The sequence below is a fragment of the Arthrobacter sp. 01L42 genome (assembly GCF_056400005.1).
The window spans coordinates 289,450-309,382 of sequence record NZ_JBFTSL010000001.1; the positions used below are offsets into that span (position 1 = coordinate 289,450).

A 19,933-nucleotide genomic window follows, 5' to 3' on the forward strand; every position below is an offset into this window, starting at 1 on the left:
AGTCCACTATTTGATCGAAATATTCCCGGTTTTCCGCTTAACGCTCCGTTCTTGGGTCGTTGGCGCCTGTAGCAGAGCCCTAGACTTTGAGCCATGAGTCAGGACACCCACACAGCAGCAGACACCAAGCCGGACATCAAGCCCCGCAGCCGGGTCGTTACCGATGGAATCCACGCCGCCCCCGCGCGCGGCATGTTCCGGGCGGTCGGCATGGGCGACGACGACTTCGCCAAGCCGCAGATCGGCGTGGCGAGCTCGTGGAACGAGATCACCCCCTGCAACCTTTCGTTGAACCGGCTCGCCCAGGGCGCCAAGGAAGGCGTCCACGCCGGCGGCGGGTTCCCCATGCAGTTCGGCACCATCTCCGTCTCGGACGGCATCTCCATGGGCCACGAGGGCATGCACTTCTCCCTGGTGTCCCGCGAAGTCATCGCCGACTCCGTCGAGACGGTCATGCAGGCCGAGCGGATCGACGGCTCTGTGCTCCTGGCCGGCTGCGACAAGTCGCTGCCGGGCATGCTGATGGCCGCGGCCCGCCTGGACCTGGCCGCCGTGTTCCTCTACGCCGGCTCCATCATGCCCGGCTGGGTCAAGCTCGAGGACGGCTCCGAAAAGGAAGTCACCCTCATCGACGCGTTCGAGGCCGTCGGCGCGTGCGCCGCCGGCAAGATGAGCCGCGAGGACCTGGACCGCATCGAAAAGGCCATCTGCCCGGGCGAGGGCGCCTGCGGCGGCATGTACACCGCCAACACCATGGCCTGCATCGGCGAGGCCCTGGGCATGTCCCTGCCCGGCTCCGCCGCACCGCCCTCCGCGGACCGCCGCCGCGACGCCTTTGCGCACAAGTCCGGCGAAGCCGTGGTCAACCTCCTGCGCCTGGGCATCACCGCCCGCGACATCATGACGCGCAAGGCGTTCGAGAACGCCATCGCCGTCACGATGGCCTTTGGCGGTTCCACCAACGCCGTGCTGCACCTGCTCGCGATCGCCCGCGAAGCCGAGGTGGAGCTGACGCTGGAGGACTTCAACCGGATTGGCGACAAGATCCCGCACCTGGGCGACCTCAAGCCCTTCGGCCGCTACGTCATGACCGACGTCGACAAGATCGGCGGCGTGCCGGTGATCATGAAGGCACTGCTCGACGCCGGCCTGCTGCACGGTGACTGCCTCACCGTCACCGGCAAGACCGTGGCCGAGAACCTCGCCGCGATCAACCCGCCGGACCTGGACGGCAAGATCCTGCGCGCACTGGACAACCCGATCCACAAGACCGGCGGCATCACCATCCTGCACGGCTCGATGGCCCCGGAAGGCGCCGTCGTCAAGAGCGCCGGCTTCGACGCCGACGTCTTCGAGGGCACGGCCCGCGTGTTCGAACGCGAACAGGGCGCGCTCGATGCCCTGGACAAGGGTGAGATCCACAAGGGCGACGTCGTCGTGATCCGCTACGAAGGCCCCAAGGGCGGCCCCGGCATGCGCGAGATGCTCGCCATCACCGGCGCCATCAAGGGCGCGGGCCTGGGCAAGGACGTCCTGCTGCTGACCGACGGACGGTTCTCCGGCGGAACCACCGGCCTGTGCATCGGCCACGTCGCGCCGGAAGCCGTCGACGGCGGCCCCATCGCGTTCGTCAAGGACGGTGACCGGATCCGCGTGGACATCGCGGCGCGCACCTTCGACCTCCTGGTCGACGCCGCCGAGCTCGAGGCCCGCAAGGTCGGCTGGGAGCCGCTCCCGGCCAAGTTCACGAAGGGCGTGCTCGCCAAGTACGCCAAGCTCGTCCACAGCGCCTCCACGGGCGCGTATTGCGGCTGATCCTCCGGGCCTGGGTGACCAGGCTTAATAAGGGAAGCTCCGAGGGGCCCCGAACGCACGGCGTCCGCGCCGGGTGTTCGGGGTAGGAGATTCCCGCCTGCCGCCAATGTGGGCGGCTCGCCGTTCGGTGGCGGGGGCAAGGGGAGACCGGGAGGACCAGCTAGTGGACACCGTTGTCCAAATAGTGAGACACGGGCCGGGCTCGTTGACACCCGTCTCACTCAGAGGGAAAACTGAACGCATGATCGAGATCGTTACAGCCGGAGTCACTGAATTTGAGTGCACTGCAGTCGAGAGCCCTGCAGGTGTTTCCGTCGTACTTACCAAGCGCGTGGCTCATTAGCCTTCACTGGTAACGAACCGTCACGCGCAACCCCTCGAAGAGCCCGCCGGCTGAGGGGTTTTTTTATTTCCCGCAGCACCAGCCGCACCACCAGAACAAAAACAGTAGTTCCACGATCACCGAAGATCCACAAAGGAAGAGTCCGATGAGCAAAGGATCGCCGATCAGCCCCTCGCTGATGGCCACCAAGTCCACTGGAGCCCACAAGGCTCCGGAACGCGTCGAACGTCCGGCTGACGCCGGCGTCGACTCTGCTGCCGTCTCTCCTGTCCTCGGACCGAACAACGTCGTACCCCCGACGGTCATGACCGGTTCGCAAGCAATTGTCCGCTCGCTCGAAGAACTCGGCGTCCAGGACATTTTCGGTTTGCCCGGTGGCGCGATCCTGCCCACCTACGACCCCTTGATGGCCTCCAAAATGAACCACGTTCTGGTCCGTCACGAACAGGGAGCCGGCCACGCCGCGCAAGGCTACGCCATGGTTACCGGACGGGTTGGCGTCTGCATCGCCACCTCGGGCCCGGGTGCCACCAACCTCGTTACCGCCATCATGGACGCCCACATGGACTCCGTGCCGATAGTGGCCATTACCGGCCAGGTCTCCAGCGGGGTGATCGGCACCGACGCCTTCCAGGAAGCGGACATCGTCGGGATCACCATGCCGATCACGAAGCACTCCTTCCTGGTCACGGACCCCAACGACATCCCGCACGTGATGGCCGAGGCGTTCCACCTGGCGTCCACCGGACGCCCGGGCCCGGTCCTCGTGGACGTCGCCAAGGACGCCCAGCAGGGCCAGATGACGTTCTCCTGGCCACCCAAGATCGATCTCCCGGGATACCGGCCGGTGGTGCGCGGCCACAGCAAGCAGGTCCGCGAGGCCGCCCGGCTCATTTCCGGTGCCAGCAAGCCCGTGCTCTACGTCGGCGGCGGAGTGGTCAAGGCCCACGCCTCGGCCGAGCTGCGCGAACTGGCCGAGCTGACCGGCGCCCCCGTGGTGACCACCCTGATGGCGCGGGGCGTGTTCCCAGACTCCCACCCGCAGCACGTGGGCATGCCGGGCATGCACGGCACGGTTTCCGCCGTGACAGCCCTGCAGCAGTCGGACCTGCTGATCACCCTGGGCGCCCGGTTCGATGACCGCGTGACCGGCATCCTGAAGTCCTTCGCCCCGAACGCCAAGGTCATCCACGCCGACATCGATCCGGCGGAAATCTCCAAGAACCGCACGGCCGACGTCCCGATTGTCGGCTCGGTCAAGGAGATCATCCCGGAGCTGACCGAGGCCCTGCGCCTGCAGTTCGAAGCCTTCGGCACCCCGGACCTGACCACCTGGTGGGCCTTCCTTAACAACCTCAAGGAAACCTACCCGCTCGGCTGGACCGAACCCGAGGACGGCCTCAGCGCCCCGCAGCGCGTCATCGAACGCATCGGCGCCCTGACCGGTCCCGAGGGCGTCTATGTCGCCGGCGTCGGACAGCATCAGATGTGGGCCTCGCAGTTCATCAAGTACGAACGCCCGCACGCCTGGCTCAACTCCGGCGGCGCCGGCACCATGGGCTACGCCGTGCCGGCGGCCATGGGCGCCAAGGTGGGCGAACCGGACCGCGTGGTCTGGGCGATCGACGGCGACGGCTGCTTCCAGATGACCAACCAGGAACTGGCTACCTGCGCGATCAACAAGATCCCCATCAAAGTCGCCATCATCAACAACTCCTCCCTGGGCATGGTCCGGCAGTGGCAGACCCTCTTCTACGAGGGCCGCTACTCCAACACCGACCTGAACACGGGACATGACACGGTCCGCATCCCGGACTTCGTCAAGCTGGCGGACGCCTACGGCTGCGCTGCCTTCCGGTGCGAACGCGACGAGGACATCGACGCCACCATCCAGAAGGCACTGGAGATCAATGACCGCCCGGTGGTCATCGACTTCGTCGTGAGCCCCAACTCGATGGTGTGGCCGATGGTCCCCGCGGGGGTCAGCAACGACCAGATCCAGGTTGCCCGCAACATGACCCCGGAATGGGAAGAGGAGGACTGAACATGACCCGCCACACATTGTCCGTTCTGGTCGAAGACAAGCCCGGTGTGCTGACCCGCGTCGCCAGCCTCTTCGCCCGCCGGGCCTTCAACATCAATTCCCTGGCCGTCGGCCCCACCGAGGTCCCGGGCATGTCCCGGATGACCGTGGTGGTCGACGCCGATGGCGAGCTGATCGAACAGGTCACGAAGCAGCTGAACAAGCTGGTCAACGTGATCAAGATCGTCGAGCTCACCTCCGAATCTTCCGTACAGCGTGACCACATCCTGGTCAAGGTACGTGCGGATGCCGCAACACGCCTGCAGGTCACCCAGGCTGCAGACCTGTTCCGCGCTTCAGTGGTCGACGTCTCCACAGAGTCGGTGGTCATTGAGGCAACGGGCCACCCCGAGAAGCTCACGGCACTCTTGTCAGTGCTGGAGCCTTTCGGCATCCGCGAAATCGTGCAGTCCGGCACCTTGGCCGTTGGGCGGGGATCCCGCTCCATGAGTGACAGGGCCCTCCGCAGCGCGTAACACCGCCGGAGCCGCCCCGTTGTACCGCAGCACCACAGACAATATCTACGAAGAATCCACTCAAAAGGAGACACCCCAGTGACTGAAATGTTTTACGACGACGACGCCGACCTGTCGATCATCCAGGGCCGCACCGTCGCCGTCATCGGTTACGGCTCCCAGGGCCACGCCCACGCCCTCAGCCTCCGCGATTCCGGCGTTGACGTCCGCGTCGGCCTGAAGGAAGGCTCGAAGTCCCGCGCCAAGGCCGAGGCCGAGGGCCTGCGGGTCCTGAACGTTGCCGACGCCGTCGCCGAGGCCGACCTCATCATGGTCCTGACCCCGGACCAGGTCCAGCGCCATGTGTACGCCGAGGACATCGCCCCGAACCTGCAGCCGGGCGACGCCCTGTTCTTCGGCCACGGCTTCAACATCCGCTACGGCTACATCCAGCCCCCGGCCGACGTCGACGTCGCCCTCGTCGCCCCCAAGGGCCCGGGCCACATCGTGCGCCGCGAGTTCGAAGCCGGCCGCGGCGTGCCGGACCTGATCGCCGTCGAGCAGAACCCGTCCGGCAAGGCCAAGGAACTGGCCCTGTCCTACGCCAAGGCGATCGGCGGCACCCGTGCGGGCGTCATCGAGACCACCTTCACCGAAGAGACCGAAACCGACCTCTTCGGCGAGCAGGCTGTCCTCTGCGGCGGCGCCTCGCAGCTGATCCAGTACGGCTTCGAAACCCTCACCGAGGCCGGCTACAAGCCCGAGGTCGCCTACTTCGAGGTGCTGCACGAGCTCAAGCTGATCGTCGACCTCATGGTCGAGGGCGGCATCGCCAAGCAGCGCTGGAGCGTCTCGGACACCGCGGAATACGGCGACTACGTCTCCGGCCCCCGCGTCATCACCCCGCAGGTGAAGGAAAACATGAAGGCTGTCCTCGCGGACATCCAGGACGGCACTTTCGCCAAGCGCTTCATCGACGACCAGGACGCCGGTGCGCCGGAGTTCAAGGCGCTGCGCAAGAAGGGTGAGGACCACCCGATCGAGGCCACCGGCCGCGAACTGCGCAAGCTGTTCTCCTGGATCAAGAACGAAGACGACTACACCGAAGGTTCAGTCGCGCGCTAGGCATTGCCCGGCAGGGGAGCCGGACACCACATCCTGGGGTCCGGCTTCCCTGCTGTCCAGCACCACCCGCACCACCCGATTCACCAAAATCCCCACCAGATACACAAGAGAGCTAAAGAGGTCACCGGTGACAAGCACCAAACCTGTCGTACTCCTCGCTGAGGAACTTTCGCCCGCCACAGTCGAGGCCCTCGGCCCGGACTTTGAAATCCGCCAGACTGACGGCTCCGACCGTTCCCAGCTGCTCTCCGCGATCGCCGACGTCGACGCGATCCTGGTCCGCTCCGCCACCCAGCTGGACGCAGAGGCCATCGCCGCCGCCAAGAACCTCAAGGTCATCGCCCGCGCCGGCGTCGGCCTGGACAACGTGGACATCAAGGCGGCCACCCAGGCCGGGGTCATGGTGGTCAACGCGCCGACCTCCAACATCGTCTCCGCCGCCGAACTGACCGTCGGGCACATCCTGAGCCTCGCCCGCCACATCCCGCAGGCCAGCTCCGCCCTCAAGGACGGGGAGTGGAAGCGCTCCAAGTACACCGGCATCGAGCTCTTCGAGAAGAAGATCGGCATCATCGGCCTGGGCCGGATCGGCGCCCTGGTCGCGGCCCGCCTGAAGGGCTTCGACACCAAGATCCTCGCGTACGACCCCTACATCACCTCCGCCCGGGCCGCCCAGCTCGGCGTGCAGCTGGTGACGCTCGACGAGCTCCTGGCCCAGTCGGACTTCATCACCATCCACATGCCCAAGACCCCGGAAACCGTCGGCATGCTCGGCGCCGAGGCGTTCAAGAAGATGAAGAGCACGGCGTACGTCGTCAACGTCGCCCGCGGCGGCCTGGTGGACGAGGAAGCCCTCTACACCGCGCTGCAGGCCGGTGACATCGCCGGCGCCGGCGTCGACGTCTTCTCCAAGGAACCCAGCACCGACCTGCCGTTCTTCAAACTCGACAACGTCGTGGTGACCCCGCACCTGGGCGCCTCCACCGACGAGGCCCAGGAGAAGGCCGGCGTCTCCGTCGCCAAGTCCGTCCGCCTGGCCCTGGCCGGCGAACTGGTCCCCGACGCCGTCAACGTCGCCGGCGGTGTCATCGCACCGGACGTCCGCCCCGGCATCCCGCTGATGGAAAAGCTGGGCCGCATCTTCACCGCGCTGACCCATGCCTCCCTCACCCAGTTCGACGTCGAGGTGGCCGGCGAGATCTCCTCGCTCGATGTCAAGGTCCTGGAACTCGCGGCGCTCAAGGGCATCTTCGCCGACGTCGTGACCGAGCAGGTCTCCTACGTCAACGCACCCGTCATCGCCGAGCAGCGCGGCATCAACGTCCGCCTCATCACGACGCCGGACACCGAGTCGTACCGCAACGTCCTGACCCTGCGCGGCGCCCTCAGCGACGGCAGCCAGATCTCTGTCGCCGGAACCCTGACGGGCCCGAAGCAGATCCAGAAACTGGTCGGCGTCAACGGCTACGAGGTGGAAATCCCGATCAGCGAACACCTCGTGGTGGTTGCCTACTCGGACCGCCCCGGCGTGATCGGCACGATCGGCCACATCCTGGGCATGAACAACATCAACATCGCCGGCATGCAGGTGGCACGCCAGACGGAAGGTGGCCAGGTGCTGGCCCTGCTGACCATCGACAGCTCCGTTCCCCAGCAGGTCCTTGACGCGATCAAGGCCGGGATCGGCGCTGACATGGTCCGCGAGGTTGACCTCGAGGACTGAAATCCTCCCCGCGTGGCCCCGGCGGCGGCATGACCGCCGCCGGCGGCCACGAGTGGCCGGCCGGTCTGCGTACAATGGCTAGGACCGAATTTCGGGTCTTGGCCGGCAGACCGGCCTTTACTTTTGCACGCCCGGCACGGGACGCCTTCACTTCCTCAGGAAATGAACTGCGGCGTGCGCACGCAATCCAGCTTTCAGGAGCCCAATGAACGCCGTCCAGAGGTTCATCAGAAGCAGAGTGCTTTTGCTGACCGCGTCCATTTTGATCGTGGCCATGTGCCTGTCCGTGCTCGTCCAGGGTCAGTCCCAGGCGGCGCTGAGCAGGACCGTGGACCAAAACTCCCGGGGGCTCTATGACGTCCTGGTGCAGGCCAAGGCGAAGGATAACGGCGGCCTGATGCAGCCGGACATCGCCACCGGCCAGGGCGGCATCAGCTTCGAGCAGCTGGATTCGATCCGCAAGCTCTCCGGCACCTCTGTGGCCGCCCCCATCAGCCTGGTCTCGCGTGTGACGCAGAACCTGGAGTCGCCGCGGCTGGACGCCACCGACTACCTGGGCTTCAACGCGGGCCTCGCGGGCACCTCCGGCGACCCGACCGCCACGGATCCGAGCAAGTGGCCGGCCGCGGAATCGGTACTGAGCGACACGCCAAAGAAATACCGCCTCACGGCCAGCGCCGTCAGCTCCGACGGCCACTCCGACCAGACCCTGTTCAAGACCACGGCCGAGGGCTCCCTCGGCAAGGCGAAGCTGGTCGAGGAACAGGTCGAGGGCGGCAAGAACGTCCGCATCCAGGGCCCGGAGGGCGAGACCGGCATCAAGTTCCCCACCCCGGCCGGCGGCTCCGAGCACAACCTCTTCAACCTCTCCGTTTCCCTGCCGATGGCCCCGCAGGTGACCGAGTCCGTCGTCGCCGTCGACCCCGTCTCCGAACGGGCGCTGCTCGGCACGGCCGGTGACTTCCTGTCCCCGCTGGAGAAGGCCCCGCCCGCGGACGCCCGCAACGCCGGCGCGATCGGCCGGCACTTCGAGAGCCTCTTCACCAACGGCATCAGCATGGACGAACTCAAGGAAGGCCCGGACTTCCTCGGCGTCAAGCTCAAGTACTGGGCACCGCTGATGACCCAGTACCAGCAGGCCAAGCGCGACGGCCAGCTCACCGACGATTCCCAGGCCATCCCGCTGATCGTGCGCTCGGGCACCGCCCTGGACCTGAAATACTCGGTCAAAATCGAGGAAATCGACGACTCCGGCAACGTCACCAAGGACGTCGGCACCGTGACCCGCTCGCTGGACAAGGACTACCTGCCGTTCGTTTCCAAGTCCCCGTTCGCCCTCGCCTGGCCGGGGTCCAAGGACCTCTCCCAGCTCATGGGCGACACCGGATCCTTCAGCCAGGGCCTCTACAACCCGGCCACCTGGACCACCAACTTCGCCGCCGCCCCGACATACAAGGACGGCGAAACCGCCGCCAACGGCGCCGTTGACAAGAGCGCCACGCCCGGTGACTGGGTCACCGTGAACCGGCTGCCGGACAAGGCCGCCAACGGCGAGGCCGTCGACCAGACCCAGCGCGAGCCGGTAGACGAGCGCTCCTACCGCCAGAACCTCGAAACCGGCAAGAAGCTGGCCACGCCGCTGGCCATGGTCTACGGCACCTTCGACGCCGCGAACGTCAAGGAAGCTGCCGGCGACGTCAACCGGCTGCCCCTGGGCGGCTATGACCCCGCGCCGTTCACCCTGACCAAAGACGCGTCGGGCAAGGACGTCAACACCGAACTCAAGCCGTCGCTGAGCGCCACGGGCCTGGTCAGCCAGTCCGCCGGAGCCATCACCGACTACTACGGCCTCGCCGCCGCCCGCGGCTACGATGCAAACGCCAACGTGATCGACGCCGTCCGGGTCCGCGCCAAGGTCCCGGGCAGCTGGAAGCAGGCGCAGCCCGAGGTGGAGAAGCTCGCCAACGAGATCCGCGACATGGGCCTGCAGGCCACCGTGGTGGCCGGTTCGGCCCGCGAAGACGCCAGCATCGCCGTTCCCGGCTACTCCAAGGACGACGCCGGCAAGGAATCGCCGCTGGGCACCGTGCAGCAGTCGTGGGTCCGCCAGGACGCCGCGGACGCCGTGTCCGGCTCGCTGACCGCCACGAACCTGACCCTGCTGTTCCTGACCCTCTGCGGTGCTGCCCTCCTGACCGGCGCCTCCACCGTCAGCTACATCCGCAAACGGCGCAGCGAGGCCGGTACCTTGCGCGCCATGGGCTGGACCCAGCGCAAGATCCGTTCCTGGGTGCTGGCCGAATTCGGCGTCGGCGCCGCGCTGCTGGCCGTCGTCGGAATCGTCCTGAGCCTGATCAGCTGGAGCACCGCCACCGCGGTGGTCTCGGCGTCGGTCCTGGTGCTGTACGCCGGTGCCGCGTTCATCGCGGCGCAGCAGCTGCGCCACCGCGACGTCGTGGACCAGGAGCCGCAACACGATGAACGGCTCATCGCGGTCGATTCCCCGCTGACCTTCGCGAACCGGCAGCTGAGCACCAACAAGTTCAACACCATCTCCCTGGCCGTTGCCGTCGGTGTCTTCGCCGCGGCCGTCGGCGGACTCGTCGCCCTGCTGATCGACATTCCGCGGGCCGCCGGCGCCAGCGCCCTCAGCGGGCTGGCCGCGGCCAGCATCGCCCTGCCCAGCATCATCCTGGGCGTGTCCGGTGTTGCCGTCGGGCTGCTGCTGACCATGGTCACCGGCCGCTTCGAGCTGCAGGCCAAGCGCCAGTACCTGGGCACGCTGCGGGCCATGGGCTGGAACCCGGACATGCTGGGCCAGGTCCGCTTCTTTGAAAACGCCATGGTGGGAACCGTCGCGCTGCCGCTGGGTGTTGTGGGCGCCCTCGGCATCGGCCTCCTCCTGGCCCCCTACGCCGCGCTGTGGGCCGCAATTGCCGGTCTCGTAGCTGTACTTTGCTGGATTCCGATTGCAACGAAAGTGGTCCAATGACTAACGAGCTGAACCTTGACCGGGAGGCACACGACCGGATGACCGCCAGCACCCGTCGCGGTGCGCACAAGACCCGCGCCAACACAATCGTGAAGGCCACGGACCACGCCACCCCGCTGGAACTGAGCAACATCACCATCCACTACGGCGGCGGCAAGGGCGGTGCCGAGGCCGTCAACGTCGTGGACGACTTCAACATGACCCTGCACGCCGGCGAAATGCACTGCGTCGCGGGCCGCTCCGGCTCGGGCAAGACCAGCATCCTGACCGTCGGCGCGGGACTGACCCTGCCGACGTCGGGCCGGGTGTTCTGGGAAGGCGACTCGCTCGAGACCATGGGCGACGACGAGATCGCCGACCGCCGCCGGGCCCTGATCGGCTACGTCGACCAGGGCGGTGCGCTGATCGACGGGATGAGCGCGCTCGAGAACGTCCTGCTGCCGGCCGTGCCGGACGGCGAGGTCGAGAAGCGCCGCGACATGGCCAAGGACCTCCTGGACCTCGTGGGCCTGGGCCGGCGCATGCGCCACCGTCCGGCGCAGCTTTCCGGCGGTGAACGCCAGCGCGTCGCGATCGCCCGGGCGCTCATCCTCGGCACCCGCGTCCTGGTGGTCGACGAGCCCACGGCCAGCCTGGACCGGGCCGCGGCCAACCGCATCATCAGCATCCTCAAGGACACCACCTCGGACGGCATTGCCGTGCTGGTGGCTTCACATGACCACGAACTGGTCCGCCAGAGCGATACCCTCACAGAACTGATCTAGATTTAGACCGTGACTTCAACTGACAAGACCCCGTTCTACATCACCACGGCCATCACGTACCCCAACGGGGTGCCGCACATCGGCCATGCGTACGAGTACATCGCCACCGATGCGATGGCCCGGTTCAAGCGCCTGGACGGGTACGACGTCTTCTTCCTGACCGGCACTGACGAGCACGGCATGAAGATCGCCCAGACCGCCGAGAAGGAAGGGCTGGCGCCCAAGGATCTGGTGGACCGGAACGCCGAGATCTACAAGGCGGCGCACGCGGCCCTGGGGGTCTCCTACGACCGTTTCATCCGCACCACGGACGCCGACCACTACGCGGCGTCGCAGGCCATCTGGAAGAAGATGGAAGCCAACGGGGACATCTACCTGTCCAAGTACGAAGGCTGGTACTCGGTCCGCGACGAGGCGTTCTACGTCGAGGACGAGACCGTGGTCAAGGACGACGGGATCCGCTACTCACGCGAATCCGACACCGAGGTCACCTGGACGGCCGAGGAGAGCTACTTCTTCCGGCTCTCCGCCTATCAGGACAAACTGCTGGCGCTCTACGAGGCCCACCCGGAATTCGGTGCCCCGCAGTCCCGGTTCAACGAGGTCATCAGCTTCGTCCGGCGCGGTCTGGAGGACCTGTCCATCAGCCGCACCACGTTCGACTGGGGCGTACCCGTGCCCGGCAACGACAAGCACGTCATGTACGTGTGGGTCGATGCGCTGACCAACTACCTGACCGGCGTCGGCTACCCGGACGTCGACTCGGACTCCTTCAAGAAGTTCTGGCCGGCCGACGTCCACGTGATCGGCAAGGACATCTCCCGCTTCCACGCCATCTACTGGCCGGCGTTCCTCATGAGCGCCGGACTGGAGCTGCCGAAGCGGATCATGATCCACGGCTTCCTGCAGAACAACGGCGTCAAGATGTCCAAGTCGCTGGGCAACGTGGTGGCCCCCGCGGACTTCGTGGCCCAGTACGGCCTGGACCAGGTGCGCTACTTCTTCCTGCGCGAGGTCCCCTTCGGCGCGGACGGCAACTACAACCACGAGGCAATCGTGGGCCGGATGAATTCGGACCTCGCCAACAACTTCGGCAACCTGGCCCAGCGGTCGCTGTCCATGGTGGCCAAGAACTGCGAGGGCCGCGTGCCCGCGCCCGGCGCATTTTCCGCCGAGGACACCGCGATTCTGGCCCAGGCCAACGGACTGCTTGACGGCGCCCGGGCCGCCTTCGAGAAGCAGGAGTTCAGCCGCGCACTGGAGGCCATCTGGGCTGTCCTGGGGGACACCAACGCCTACTTCGCCGAGCAAGCCCCGTGGGTGCTCCGCAAGACCGACGTCGAACGCATGAACACGGTGCTCTACGTGACGCTCGAAGTGCTGCGGATCGTCGCGATCCTGGCCCAGCCGGTCATGCCGGTGGCGACGGCGGCGATCCTGCACACGCTCGGCCAGCCCGAGGGCGGGGCGCGCCAGTTCTCGGCCCTGGGCACACCGATCGCCGCCGGCACGGAACTGCCCGCCCCGGCCCCGGTGTTCCCGAAGTACGAGGAACCCGCCGACGCCTGAGCCTGCACATCCGGACGCTCCCGCAGATCCGGCGATGGTTGCGGTGACGCTCCCGCACTTCCGTTACGGAAGTGCGGGAGCGTTTCGCTTTTTGCCGCAGGAAGTGGGGGAGCGTTTCGTCTTTTCCTACCGAAAGTGAGGGAGCGTCCGTAGGGGTGATCGAATAGTGAGACAACTTGACCAGAATGTGGATCACTTGGCTACGCTGAAAATATGAGCGCATCCACGATTGATCTGGCAGTCATCCCGGGCGACGGCATCGGCCCGGAGGTCACCGCCGAAGCCCTGAAGGTCCTTGAAAAGGCCGCGGCCGCAGAAGGGATCGTGCTCCAGCAGACCCACTACAAGTTGGGGGCGGAGCACTGGCTCGCGACGGGGGAGACCCTCCCCGCGGCCACCCTCGCCGACCTCCGCACCCGCGACGCCATCTTGTTCGGCGCCGTCGGCGCGGCCCCCGGCGACACCCGGATCCCCTCCGGCATCATCGAGCGCGAGCTCCTGCTGAAGCTGCGCTTCAGCCTGGACCACTTCGTCAACCTGCGGCCCTCCCGCCTGTACGCCGGCGTCGGCAGCCCGCTCGCGAACCCCGGCGAGATCGACTTCATCGTGGTCCGCGAAGGCACCGAGGGCCCCTACGTGGGCAACGGCGGCACACTGCGCGCCGGCACCCCCCACGAGGTGGCCACCGAGGTGTCCCTGAACACCGCCCACGGCGTGGAGCGCGTGGTCCGCGACGCGTTCCGCCGGGCCAACGACCGCCCCCGCAAGAAGCTCACCCTCGTGCACAAGCACAACGTCCTGGTCTTCGCCGGCCAGCTCTGGAAGCGCACGGTCGAGGCCGTGGCCCAGGAGTTCCCCGACGTCACGCACGACTACCTCCACGTCGACGCCGCCACGATTTTCATGGTCACCGATCCGGCCCGCTTCGACGTGATCGTCACCGACAACCTGTTCGGCGACATCATCACCGACCTCGCGGCGGCCGTGACCGGCGGGATCGGCCTCGCCGCCTCCGGCAACCTCAACATGGACCGCACCGCGCCGTCCATGTTCGAACCGGTCCACGGGTCCGCCCCGGACATCGCCGGTCAGCAGAAGGCCGACCCCACCGCCGCCATCCTCTCCGCGGCGCTCCTGCTCGACCACCTCGGCTTCGCCGCCGCCGCCCGGAAGATCGAGGCGGCCGTCACGGCCGACGTCGAAGCCCGCGACGGCGCCGTCCGCACCACCAGCGCGATCGGCGACGCCATCGCGGCGGCGCTGTAGGCCCCGCCTGCATTTCCTGCACGGCAGGCGACTGCAGACACCGCAAAACCGTGCTGCCAACGGGCGTAAGCTTGTTTCGAATCACCAATATGCTGCCGTGGTCCGAGGGTGAACCACGTTCCCACACCAGGCAGCCGATCGTGGAGGAACCATGACTCAGACTGCCCATGGCGTCGAATTCACCCAGCACCTGTCGGAGACCCCGAAGTCTGCTGAAGAGCGTGCCGCCATCCTGGCAAACCCGGGATTCGGCGACTATTTCACCGACCACACCGCGATTGTGGACTACAGCGTCGACGCCGCCGGCAACGGCGGCTGGCACGACGCGCGCGTTGAGCCCTACGGCCCGATTTCCCTCGACCCGTCCGCCGCCGTGCTGCACTATGGCCAGGAGATCTTCGAGGGCCTCAAGGCCTACCGCCACGCCGACGGCTCGGTCTGGACGTTCCGGCCCGAGGCCAACGCCGCACGGCTGAACAAGTCCGCCCGGCGCCTGGCCCTGCCCGAACTCCCGGAAGAGTACTTCCTCGGCGCCATCCGCGAGCTCGTCGCGGCAGACAAGGACTGGGTCCCCGCCGGCGACGGCGAAGCCCTGTACCTGCGGCCCTTCATGATCGCCACCGAGGCGTTCCTGGGCGTGCGGGCAGCGCGCGAGGTCTCCTTCCGCGTGATCGCCTCCCCGGCCGGCAACTACTTCGGCGGCGAACTCAAGCCCGTCTCCATCTGGATCTCGCGCGAATACGCCCGCGCCGGCCGCGGCGGAACAGGCGCCGCCAAGTGCGGCGGCAACTACGCTGCCTCGCTGATCGCCCAGCAGGAGGCCGAGGCCAACGGCTGCAAGCAGGTCCTCTTCCTGGACCAGTTCAACGACAACGCTGTCGAGGAACTCGGCGGCATGAACGTTTTCTTCGTCATGAAGGACGGTTCGCTCGTCACCCCGGCGCTCTCCGGCACCATCCTGGAGGGGATCACCCGGATGTCCGTGATCCAGGTGGCCCGGGACATGGGCCGGGAAGTCACCGAACGCAAGATCACCCTGGATGAGTGGCGCGACGGTGTTGCCTCGGGAGACATTGCCGAGGTCTTCGCCTGCGGCACCGCCGCAGTCATCACCCCCATCGGCGTGCTCAAGGACGCCACCGAGTTTATCGGTTCCGAGGACGCCACGGCGGGGGAGACCACCCTGGCCATCCGCGCCCAGCTGCTCGGGATCCAGACCGGCACCGTGGAGGACACCCACGGCTGGCTGACCCGGCTGGCCTAGCCACAGAACGTCTTAGTGCACGACGGCGGTCCCCACCTTCGGGTGAGGGCCGCCGTCGGCGTCTGTCGCACCACGCAGGACTTCTGGGAGCTTTTCACGTGTTCGCGCCGGGTGGAGAATGGGCCCATGACGGGCCTGATCCAAGTTCTGGGTGTGGTCTTTGGCGTCTTATTGATCACTGTCGGCATCGTGGAGTCCTTTGTCATGCGCTCCCAGCGCCGGGAACGCCTGTTCCTGATCGATTCGGAGGCGGAGAGGGCCCGGCTGTGGACCTTCAACCTCGGCTTCTACAACGTCATCTGGGGTATCGGAGCCGTCGCTGGCGCCCTCATGCTTGGAGGACCCGACGCCGTGGCCGGTCAAGCGGTGCTGCTGATAGCCTGCGTGGGCCACATGGGCCTGGGCCTCGTCATGTTCTTGTCCGAACGGCGCCTCTGGGGACTCGCCGTCGCAGAGGGCTTCCTGCCGCTCACCATCACCATCCTGCTGCTGACCTGAGCTTGCTGGGCTTGCTGGCCGGACGGCCCGGCCAGCCGGGGGACAGTTCAGCGGGCAACGGCGCCCGATTCAATGCAAGGATGGGTCCGTGACCTCCGAGACATCCCGCGGCATTGTCCGCAGCAGTGAGCTGACCCGGTTCCGCCTCGCCCCGAATCCGGGCCCCATGAGCCTGGACGGAACCAACTCCTATCTCATTGCCGCCCCGGGGGCGGCGGCCAGGGTCGCCGTCGACCCCGGGCCCCTCGACGGGCCGCACCTTCAGGCGCTGGCCGGCGAGGGACCGGTCGAACTCATCCTGATCACGCACCGGCACGCAGACCACACCGCGGCCGCCGAGAGGTTTTCGGCCTTGACGGGCGCACCGGTCCGGGCCGCGGACCCCGCCCACTGCCACGGCGCACCCCCGCTGCAGGACGGCGAAACCATCCGGGCGGCCGGAACTGACATCCGGGTTCTGGCGACGCCGGGCCACACCTCGGATTCGCTGTGCTTCCACCTCCCGCAGGACGGCCCGCACGGCTCGGTGCTGACCGGGGACACGATTCTGGGCTCCGGAACCACGGTGCTGGACTACCCCGACGGCACCCTCCGGGACTACCTCGACTCGCTGGACCGGCTCGAACGCCTCGGGCCCGCCACGGTGCTGCCGGCCCACGGCCCGGTGCTGCCGGCCCTGGACGCCGTCGCCCGCGCCTACCGGGACCACCGGCGGGGCCGGCTCGAACAGGTCCGGGCAGCCCTCGCGGCACTGGGCGCCGACGCCGATGTCCGAGCCGTCACGGACGCCGTGTACGCCGACGTCGACCCCTCCGTCCGCCGCGCCGCGGAGCTCTCCGTCGCGGCGCAGCTGGACTACCTGCGCACCGAGGGGACGGTAGGCTAGGAACCATGCGTATCGCCCGGTTTGTAGTCGATTCTGATCCCCTCTACGGCATCGTGGAAGGTGAGCCCGGCAGTGAGGAAGTCACTGTCATCAAGGGCGACCCCTTCTTCCACGGCGTGGAACGAACCCCCATGAAGCACAAGCTGGAGGACGTCCGCCTGCTGGCGCCGATCATCCCGCGCAGCAAGGTGATCGGGGTTGGCCGCAACTTCGCGGAGCACGCCCGGGAACTCGGCAACGAGGTCCCGGCACAGCCCCTGCTGTTCCTCAAGCCCAACACGTCCGTGATCGGGCCCAACGATCCCATTGTCCTGCCGGAGTTCTCCGAGGACGTCTCCTTCGAGGCCGAACTGTGCGTCGTCATTGGCCGGATCTGCAAGGACGTGCCCGAGGACCGGGTGGATGACGTGATCTTCGGCTACACCTGCGGCAACGACCTCACCGCCCGCGACGTCCAGAAGACGGACCTGCAGTGGGCCCGGGCCAAGGGCTTCGACACCTCGGCCCCGCTCGGGCCGTGGATCGAGACCGAGCTCGACACCGAGGACCTGCAGATCCAGGGCCGGCTCAATGGCGAACTGCGCCAGGACGGCAGCACCAACCAGATGATCCGCGGCGTCCGGGAGCTCGTCTCCATCGTCTCGCAGGCCTTCACCCTGCTGCCCGGCGACGTCATCATGACCGGTACCCCGGCCGGCGTCGGCGCCGTGCAGGCAGGCGACCGCTACGAGGTCGAGATCGAGGGCATCGGAAGGCTCTCCAACCCGGTGGTCCGCCGCTAACGGTTCTTCGCGCCGATTTCAGACAGCCGCCCCGTGGATCCACGGGGCGGCTGTCCGTTTCCGCAGCGGAAATCCGGACAAGTGGCGGTTGTAGAGATTGGTAATGTTGGTACCACTATGACTACTGTTCCCAGCTCCGCCCTTGCTGCCTCCACCGGTGAAGTCACCGCTGACACCCCGGTCCGTGTCCGGTTCTGCCCGTCACCCACGGGGACCCCGCACGTCGGCCTGATCCGCACCGCCCTGTTCAACTGGGCCCACGCCCGGCACACGAAGGGCACCTTTGTGTTCCGGATCGAGGACACGGACGCGGCCCGCGACTCGGAGGAGAGCTACCAGCAGCTGCTCGAGGCCCTCAAATGGCTCGGCATCACCTGGGAAGAGGGCGTGGAAGTCGGCGGCCCGCACGAGCCCTACCGCCAGTCGCAGCGCCTGGACCTCTACAAGGACGTCGTGGCCAAGCTGATCGACGCCGGTTACGCCTACGAGTGCTACTCCTCGCCGGAAGAAGTTGAAGCCCGCCACCGCGCCGCCGGCCGCGACCCGAAGCTCGGCTACGACAACTTCGACCGCGAACTCTCCGAGGACCAGCTCGCCGCGTTCAAGGCCGAGGGCCGCCAGCCTGTGCTGCGCGTGCGGATGCCCGACGAGGACGTCACGTTCACGGACATGGTCCGCGGCGAGATCACCTTCAAGGCCGGAAGCATCCCGGACTACGTCATTGTCCGCGCCGACGGCTCCCCGCTCTACACCCTGGTCAACCCCGTGGACGACGCCCTCATGGGCATCACCCACGTGCTCCGCGGCGAGGACCTGCTCTCCTCCACGCCCCGTCAGGTGGTGCTGATCCAGGCGCTGATGGACATCGGCGTCGCCAGCTACATGCCGGTCTTCGGCCACCTGCCGTACGTCATGGGCGAGGGCAACAAGAAGCTCTCCAAGCGCGACCCCCAGTCCAACCTGTTCCTGCTCCGGGACCGCGGCTTCATCCCCGAGGGCCTGCTGAACTACCTGTCCCTGCTCGGCTGGAGCCTCTCCGCCGACGAGGACATCTTCACCGTCGACCAGCTGATCGAGCACTTCGACGTCAACGACGTGCTGGCCAACCCGGCACGCTTCGACATCAAGAAGGCCGAAGCCATCAACGGCACCCACATCCGCATGCTCGGCGCCGAGGACTTCCGCGGCCGCCTGGTGCCCTACCTGCAGGCCGCCGGCTTCGTGGGGGAGAGCCTCACGGACCGCGATGAGGAGATCCTGGCCGAGGCCGCACCGCTGATCCAGGAGCGCATCTCGCTGCTGGGCGAGGCCCCCGAAATGGTCGCGTTCCTGTTCAAAGCCGACGACGCCATCGACGTCGCCGATGACGCCCGCAAGGGCCTGCCGGAGAACCTCACCGAGGTGCTCGACGCTGCCCTGGCCGCCCTGGAGCCCGTTGTCGACTGGACGGCCGAGAACATCCAGGCCGCCCTGAAGGAAGCCCTCGTGGAAGGCCTCGGCGTCAAGCCGCGCCTGGCGTTCGGCCCGGTCCGCACGGCTGTCTCGGGCCGGCGGATCTCCCCGCCGCTGTTCGAGTCCATGGTCATCCTGGGCAAGGATTCCTCCCTGGCCCGCCTGCGCGCTTTCCGCGGCTGACATGCTGGCAGCGGGCCTGGGCGGCGGCGCTGTCCAGGGGGTTCTGTTCGACATCGATGACACCCTCGTGGACCTCGAATTCGCCATGACGGCGGCCCTCCGCGACGTCAGCGAGCACCTCCTGCCCGGCCTGGACGAGGCCGGGTGGGAGAGGTTCGGGCGGATCTTCACCCGCGAGACCACCCATTTCTACGACCGCTACCTGGCCGGCGAGATCACGTTCAATGAACAGCGCCTGCTCCGCGGCCGGGCGGCGCTGGGGTACTTCGGCGTCGAACTTGCCGACGGCGAACAGGCCCACCACTGGGTGAGTTCCTACGCGAGCCGCCAGCACGGCTACATCCGGGCGTTCGACGACGTCGGGCCCCTGCTGGACGCCCTGGACGCGGCCGGCATTCCCTACGGCGCCGTGAGCAACAACGTCCACGACTATCAGCGCGTGAAGCTGGATGCGGCCGGGCTGGAACGGATTACCGTTCTGGTTGGCACCGACACCGTTGGCGCCGCAAAGCCGGACCCGGCGATCTACCTGGAGGGTGTCCGGCGGATCGGTACGGGTCCCGGCCAAACGCTGTACGTCGGTGACAACCGGCTGCTCGATGCGGAAGGTTCGACGGCGGCCGGCCTCCTCGGCGTCTGGCTGAACCGCGGCGGGGAACCGGCCCCGGGCTTCTTGGGCCGCGAGGTCGGCTCCCTGCTGGACCTGCTGGCGCAACCCCCGCTGTAACGGGCG

15 protein-coding genes are annotated in these 19,933 nt (G+C 67.3%); all 15 read left to right on the forward strand.

Annotated features, from left to right (window positions below):
* Positions 1–93 precede the first annotated feature (93 nt).
* The 15 genes from ilvD to AC1DN2_RS01340 all read left to right on the forward strand — a co-directional run bounded on the left by ilvD (position 94) and on the right by AC1DN2_RS01340 (position 19,927).
* Positions 94–1,815 (forward strand): dihydroxy-acid dehydratase, encoded by a 1,722-nt coding sequence (gene ilvD / locus AC1DN2_RS01270; RefSeq protein ID WP_476848904.1) that lies wholly within the window; start codon positions 94–96, stop codon positions 1,813–1,815.
* Between the two features lie 488 nt (positions 1,816–2,303).
* The gene (locus tag AC1DN2_RS01275) at positions 2,304–4,202 is read left to right on the forward strand and encodes an acetolactate synthase large subunit (protein WP_028277928.1); all 1,899 of its coding nucleotides are present in this window, start codon (positions 2,304–2,306) and stop codon (positions 4,200–4,202) included.
* Between the two features lie 2 nt (positions 4,203–4,204).
* On the forward strand, positions 4,205–4,717 hold the full coding sequence (gene ilvN / locus AC1DN2_RS01280; RefSeq protein WP_018773531.1) for an acetolactate synthase small subunit: 513 nt from the start codon (positions 4,205–4,207) through the stop codon (positions 4,715–4,717).
* Positions 4,718–4,795: 78 nt separating this feature from the next.
* Positions 4,796–5,821: a ketol-acid reductoisomerase gene (gene ilvC / locus AC1DN2_RS01285; protein ID WP_026538933.1), complete on the forward strand. Its 1,026-nt coding sequence runs from the start codon at positions 4,796–4,798 to the stop codon at positions 5,819–5,821.
* Between the two features lie 127 nt (positions 5,822–5,948).
* The gene (gene serA, locus AC1DN2_RS01290) at positions 5,949–7,544 is read left to right on the forward strand and encodes a phosphoglycerate dehydrogenase (RefSeq protein WP_028277927.1); all 1,596 of its coding nucleotides are present in this window, start codon (positions 5,949–5,951) and stop codon (positions 7,542–7,544) included.
* 205 nt (positions 7,545–7,749) lie between these two features.
* Positions 7,750–10,536, forward strand: a complete 2,787-nt coding sequence (locus AC1DN2_RS01295; RefSeq protein ID WP_476848905.1) for an ABC transporter permease — start codon at positions 7,750–7,752, stop codon at positions 10,534–10,536.
* Positions 10,533–11,300, forward strand: a complete 768-nt coding sequence (locus AC1DN2_RS01300) for an ABC transporter ATP-binding protein (protein WP_018773527.1) — start codon at positions 10,533–10,535, stop codon at positions 11,298–11,300. Before AC1DN2_RS01295 ends, AC1DN2_RS01300 begins: the two co-directional genes overlap by 4 nt.
* A 9-nt stretch (positions 11,301–11,309) precedes the next feature.
* Positions 11,310–12,869, forward strand: a complete 1,560-nt coding sequence (metG, locus tag AC1DN2_RS01305) for a methionine--tRNA ligase (protein ID WP_476848906.1) — start codon at positions 11,310–11,312, stop codon at positions 12,867–12,869.
* 213 nt (positions 12,870–13,082) lie between these two features.
* Positions 13,083–14,135 carry a 3-isopropylmalate dehydrogenase gene (locus AC1DN2_RS01310; protein ID WP_476848907.1) on the forward strand — a complete coding sequence of 351 codons (1,053 nt, stop codon included), beginning with the start codon at positions 13,083–13,085 and terminating at the stop codon, positions 14,133–14,135.
* Between the two features lie 151 nt (positions 14,136–14,286).
* Entirely contained in the window at positions 14,287–15,399 is a 1,113-nt protein-coding gene (locus tag AC1DN2_RS01315; RefSeq protein WP_230009430.1) for a branched-chain amino acid aminotransferase, read from the forward strand.
* Positions 15,400–15,525: 126 nt separating this feature from the next.
* Complete coding sequence (locus AC1DN2_RS01320) at positions 15,526–15,897, forward strand: DUF1304 family protein (protein ID WP_476848908.1); 372 nt, start codon at positions 15,526–15,528, stop codon at positions 15,895–15,897.
* A gap of 88 nt (positions 15,898–15,985) precedes the next feature.
* The gene (locus AC1DN2_RS01325) at positions 15,986–16,783 is read left to right on the forward strand and encodes an MBL fold metallo-hydrolase (protein WP_476848909.1); all 798 of its coding nucleotides are present in this window, start codon (positions 15,986–15,988) and stop codon (positions 16,781–16,783) included.
* A gap of 5 nt (positions 16,784–16,788) precedes the next feature.
* A complete protein-coding gene (locus tag AC1DN2_RS01330; protein WP_026538927.1) occupies positions 16,789–17,565 on the forward strand; it encodes a fumarylacetoacetate hydrolase family protein in 777 nt (258 codons plus the stop codon).
* A gap of 117 nt (positions 17,566–17,682) precedes the next feature.
* Positions 17,683–19,200, forward strand: a complete 1,518-nt coding sequence (gltX, locus tag AC1DN2_RS01335; RefSeq protein ID WP_476848910.1) for a glutamate--tRNA ligase — start codon at positions 17,683–17,685, stop codon at positions 19,198–19,200.
* Between the two features lies 1 nt (position 19,201).
* Positions 19,202–19,927, forward strand: coding sequence for an HAD family hydrolase (locus AC1DN2_RS01340; protein ID WP_223916412.1), 726 nt, complete (start codon positions 19,202–19,204; stop codon positions 19,925–19,927).
* Positions 19,928–19,933 lie beyond the last annotated feature (6 nt).

Excerpts from the sequence above, each read along its gene's own strand:
- AC1DN2_RS01320 (WP_476848908.1), top strand. The coding sequence starts at position 15,526 with ATGACGGGCCTGATCCAAGTTCTGGGTGTGGTCTTTGGCGTCTTATTG.
- AC1DN2_RS01295 (WP_476848905.1), top strand. The coding sequence starts at position 7,750 with ATGAACGCCGTCCAGAGGTTCATCAGAAGCAGAGTGCTTTTGCTGACC.
- AC1DN2_RS01340 (WP_223916412.1), top strand. The coding sequence starts at position 19,202 with ATGCTGGCAGCGGGCCTGGGCGGCGGCGCTGTCCAGGGGGTTCTGTTC.
- AC1DN2_RS01275 (WP_028277928.1), top strand. The coding sequence starts at position 2,304 with ATGAGCAAAGGATCGCCGATCAGCCCCTCGCTGATGGCCACCAAGTCC.
- gltX (WP_476848910.1), top strand. The coding sequence starts at position 17,683 with ATGACTACTGTTCCCAGCTCCGCCCTTGCTGCCTCCACCGGTGAAGTC.
- AC1DN2_RS01310 (WP_476848907.1), top strand. The coding sequence starts at position 13,083 with ATGAGCGCATCCACGATTGATCTGGCAGTCATCCCGGGCGACGGCATC.
- ilvN (WP_018773531.1), top strand. The coding sequence starts at position 4,205 with ATGACCCGCCACACATTGTCCGTTCTGGTCGAAGACAAGCCCGGTGTG.
- AC1DN2_RS01315 (WP_230009430.1), top strand. The coding sequence starts at position 14,287 with ATGACTCAGACTGCCCATGGCGTCGAATTCACCCAGCACCTGTCGGAG.
- ilvD (WP_476848904.1), top strand. The coding sequence starts at position 94 with ATGAGTCAGGACACCCACACAGCAGCAGACACCAAGCCGGACATCAAG.
- AC1DN2_RS01330 (WP_026538927.1), top strand. The coding sequence starts at position 16,789 with ATGCGTATCGCCCGGTTTGTAGTCGATTCTGATCCCCTCTACGGCATC.
- AC1DN2_RS01300 (WP_018773527.1), top strand. The coding sequence starts at position 10,533 with ATGACTAACGAGCTGAACCTTGACCGGGAGGCACACGACCGGATGACC.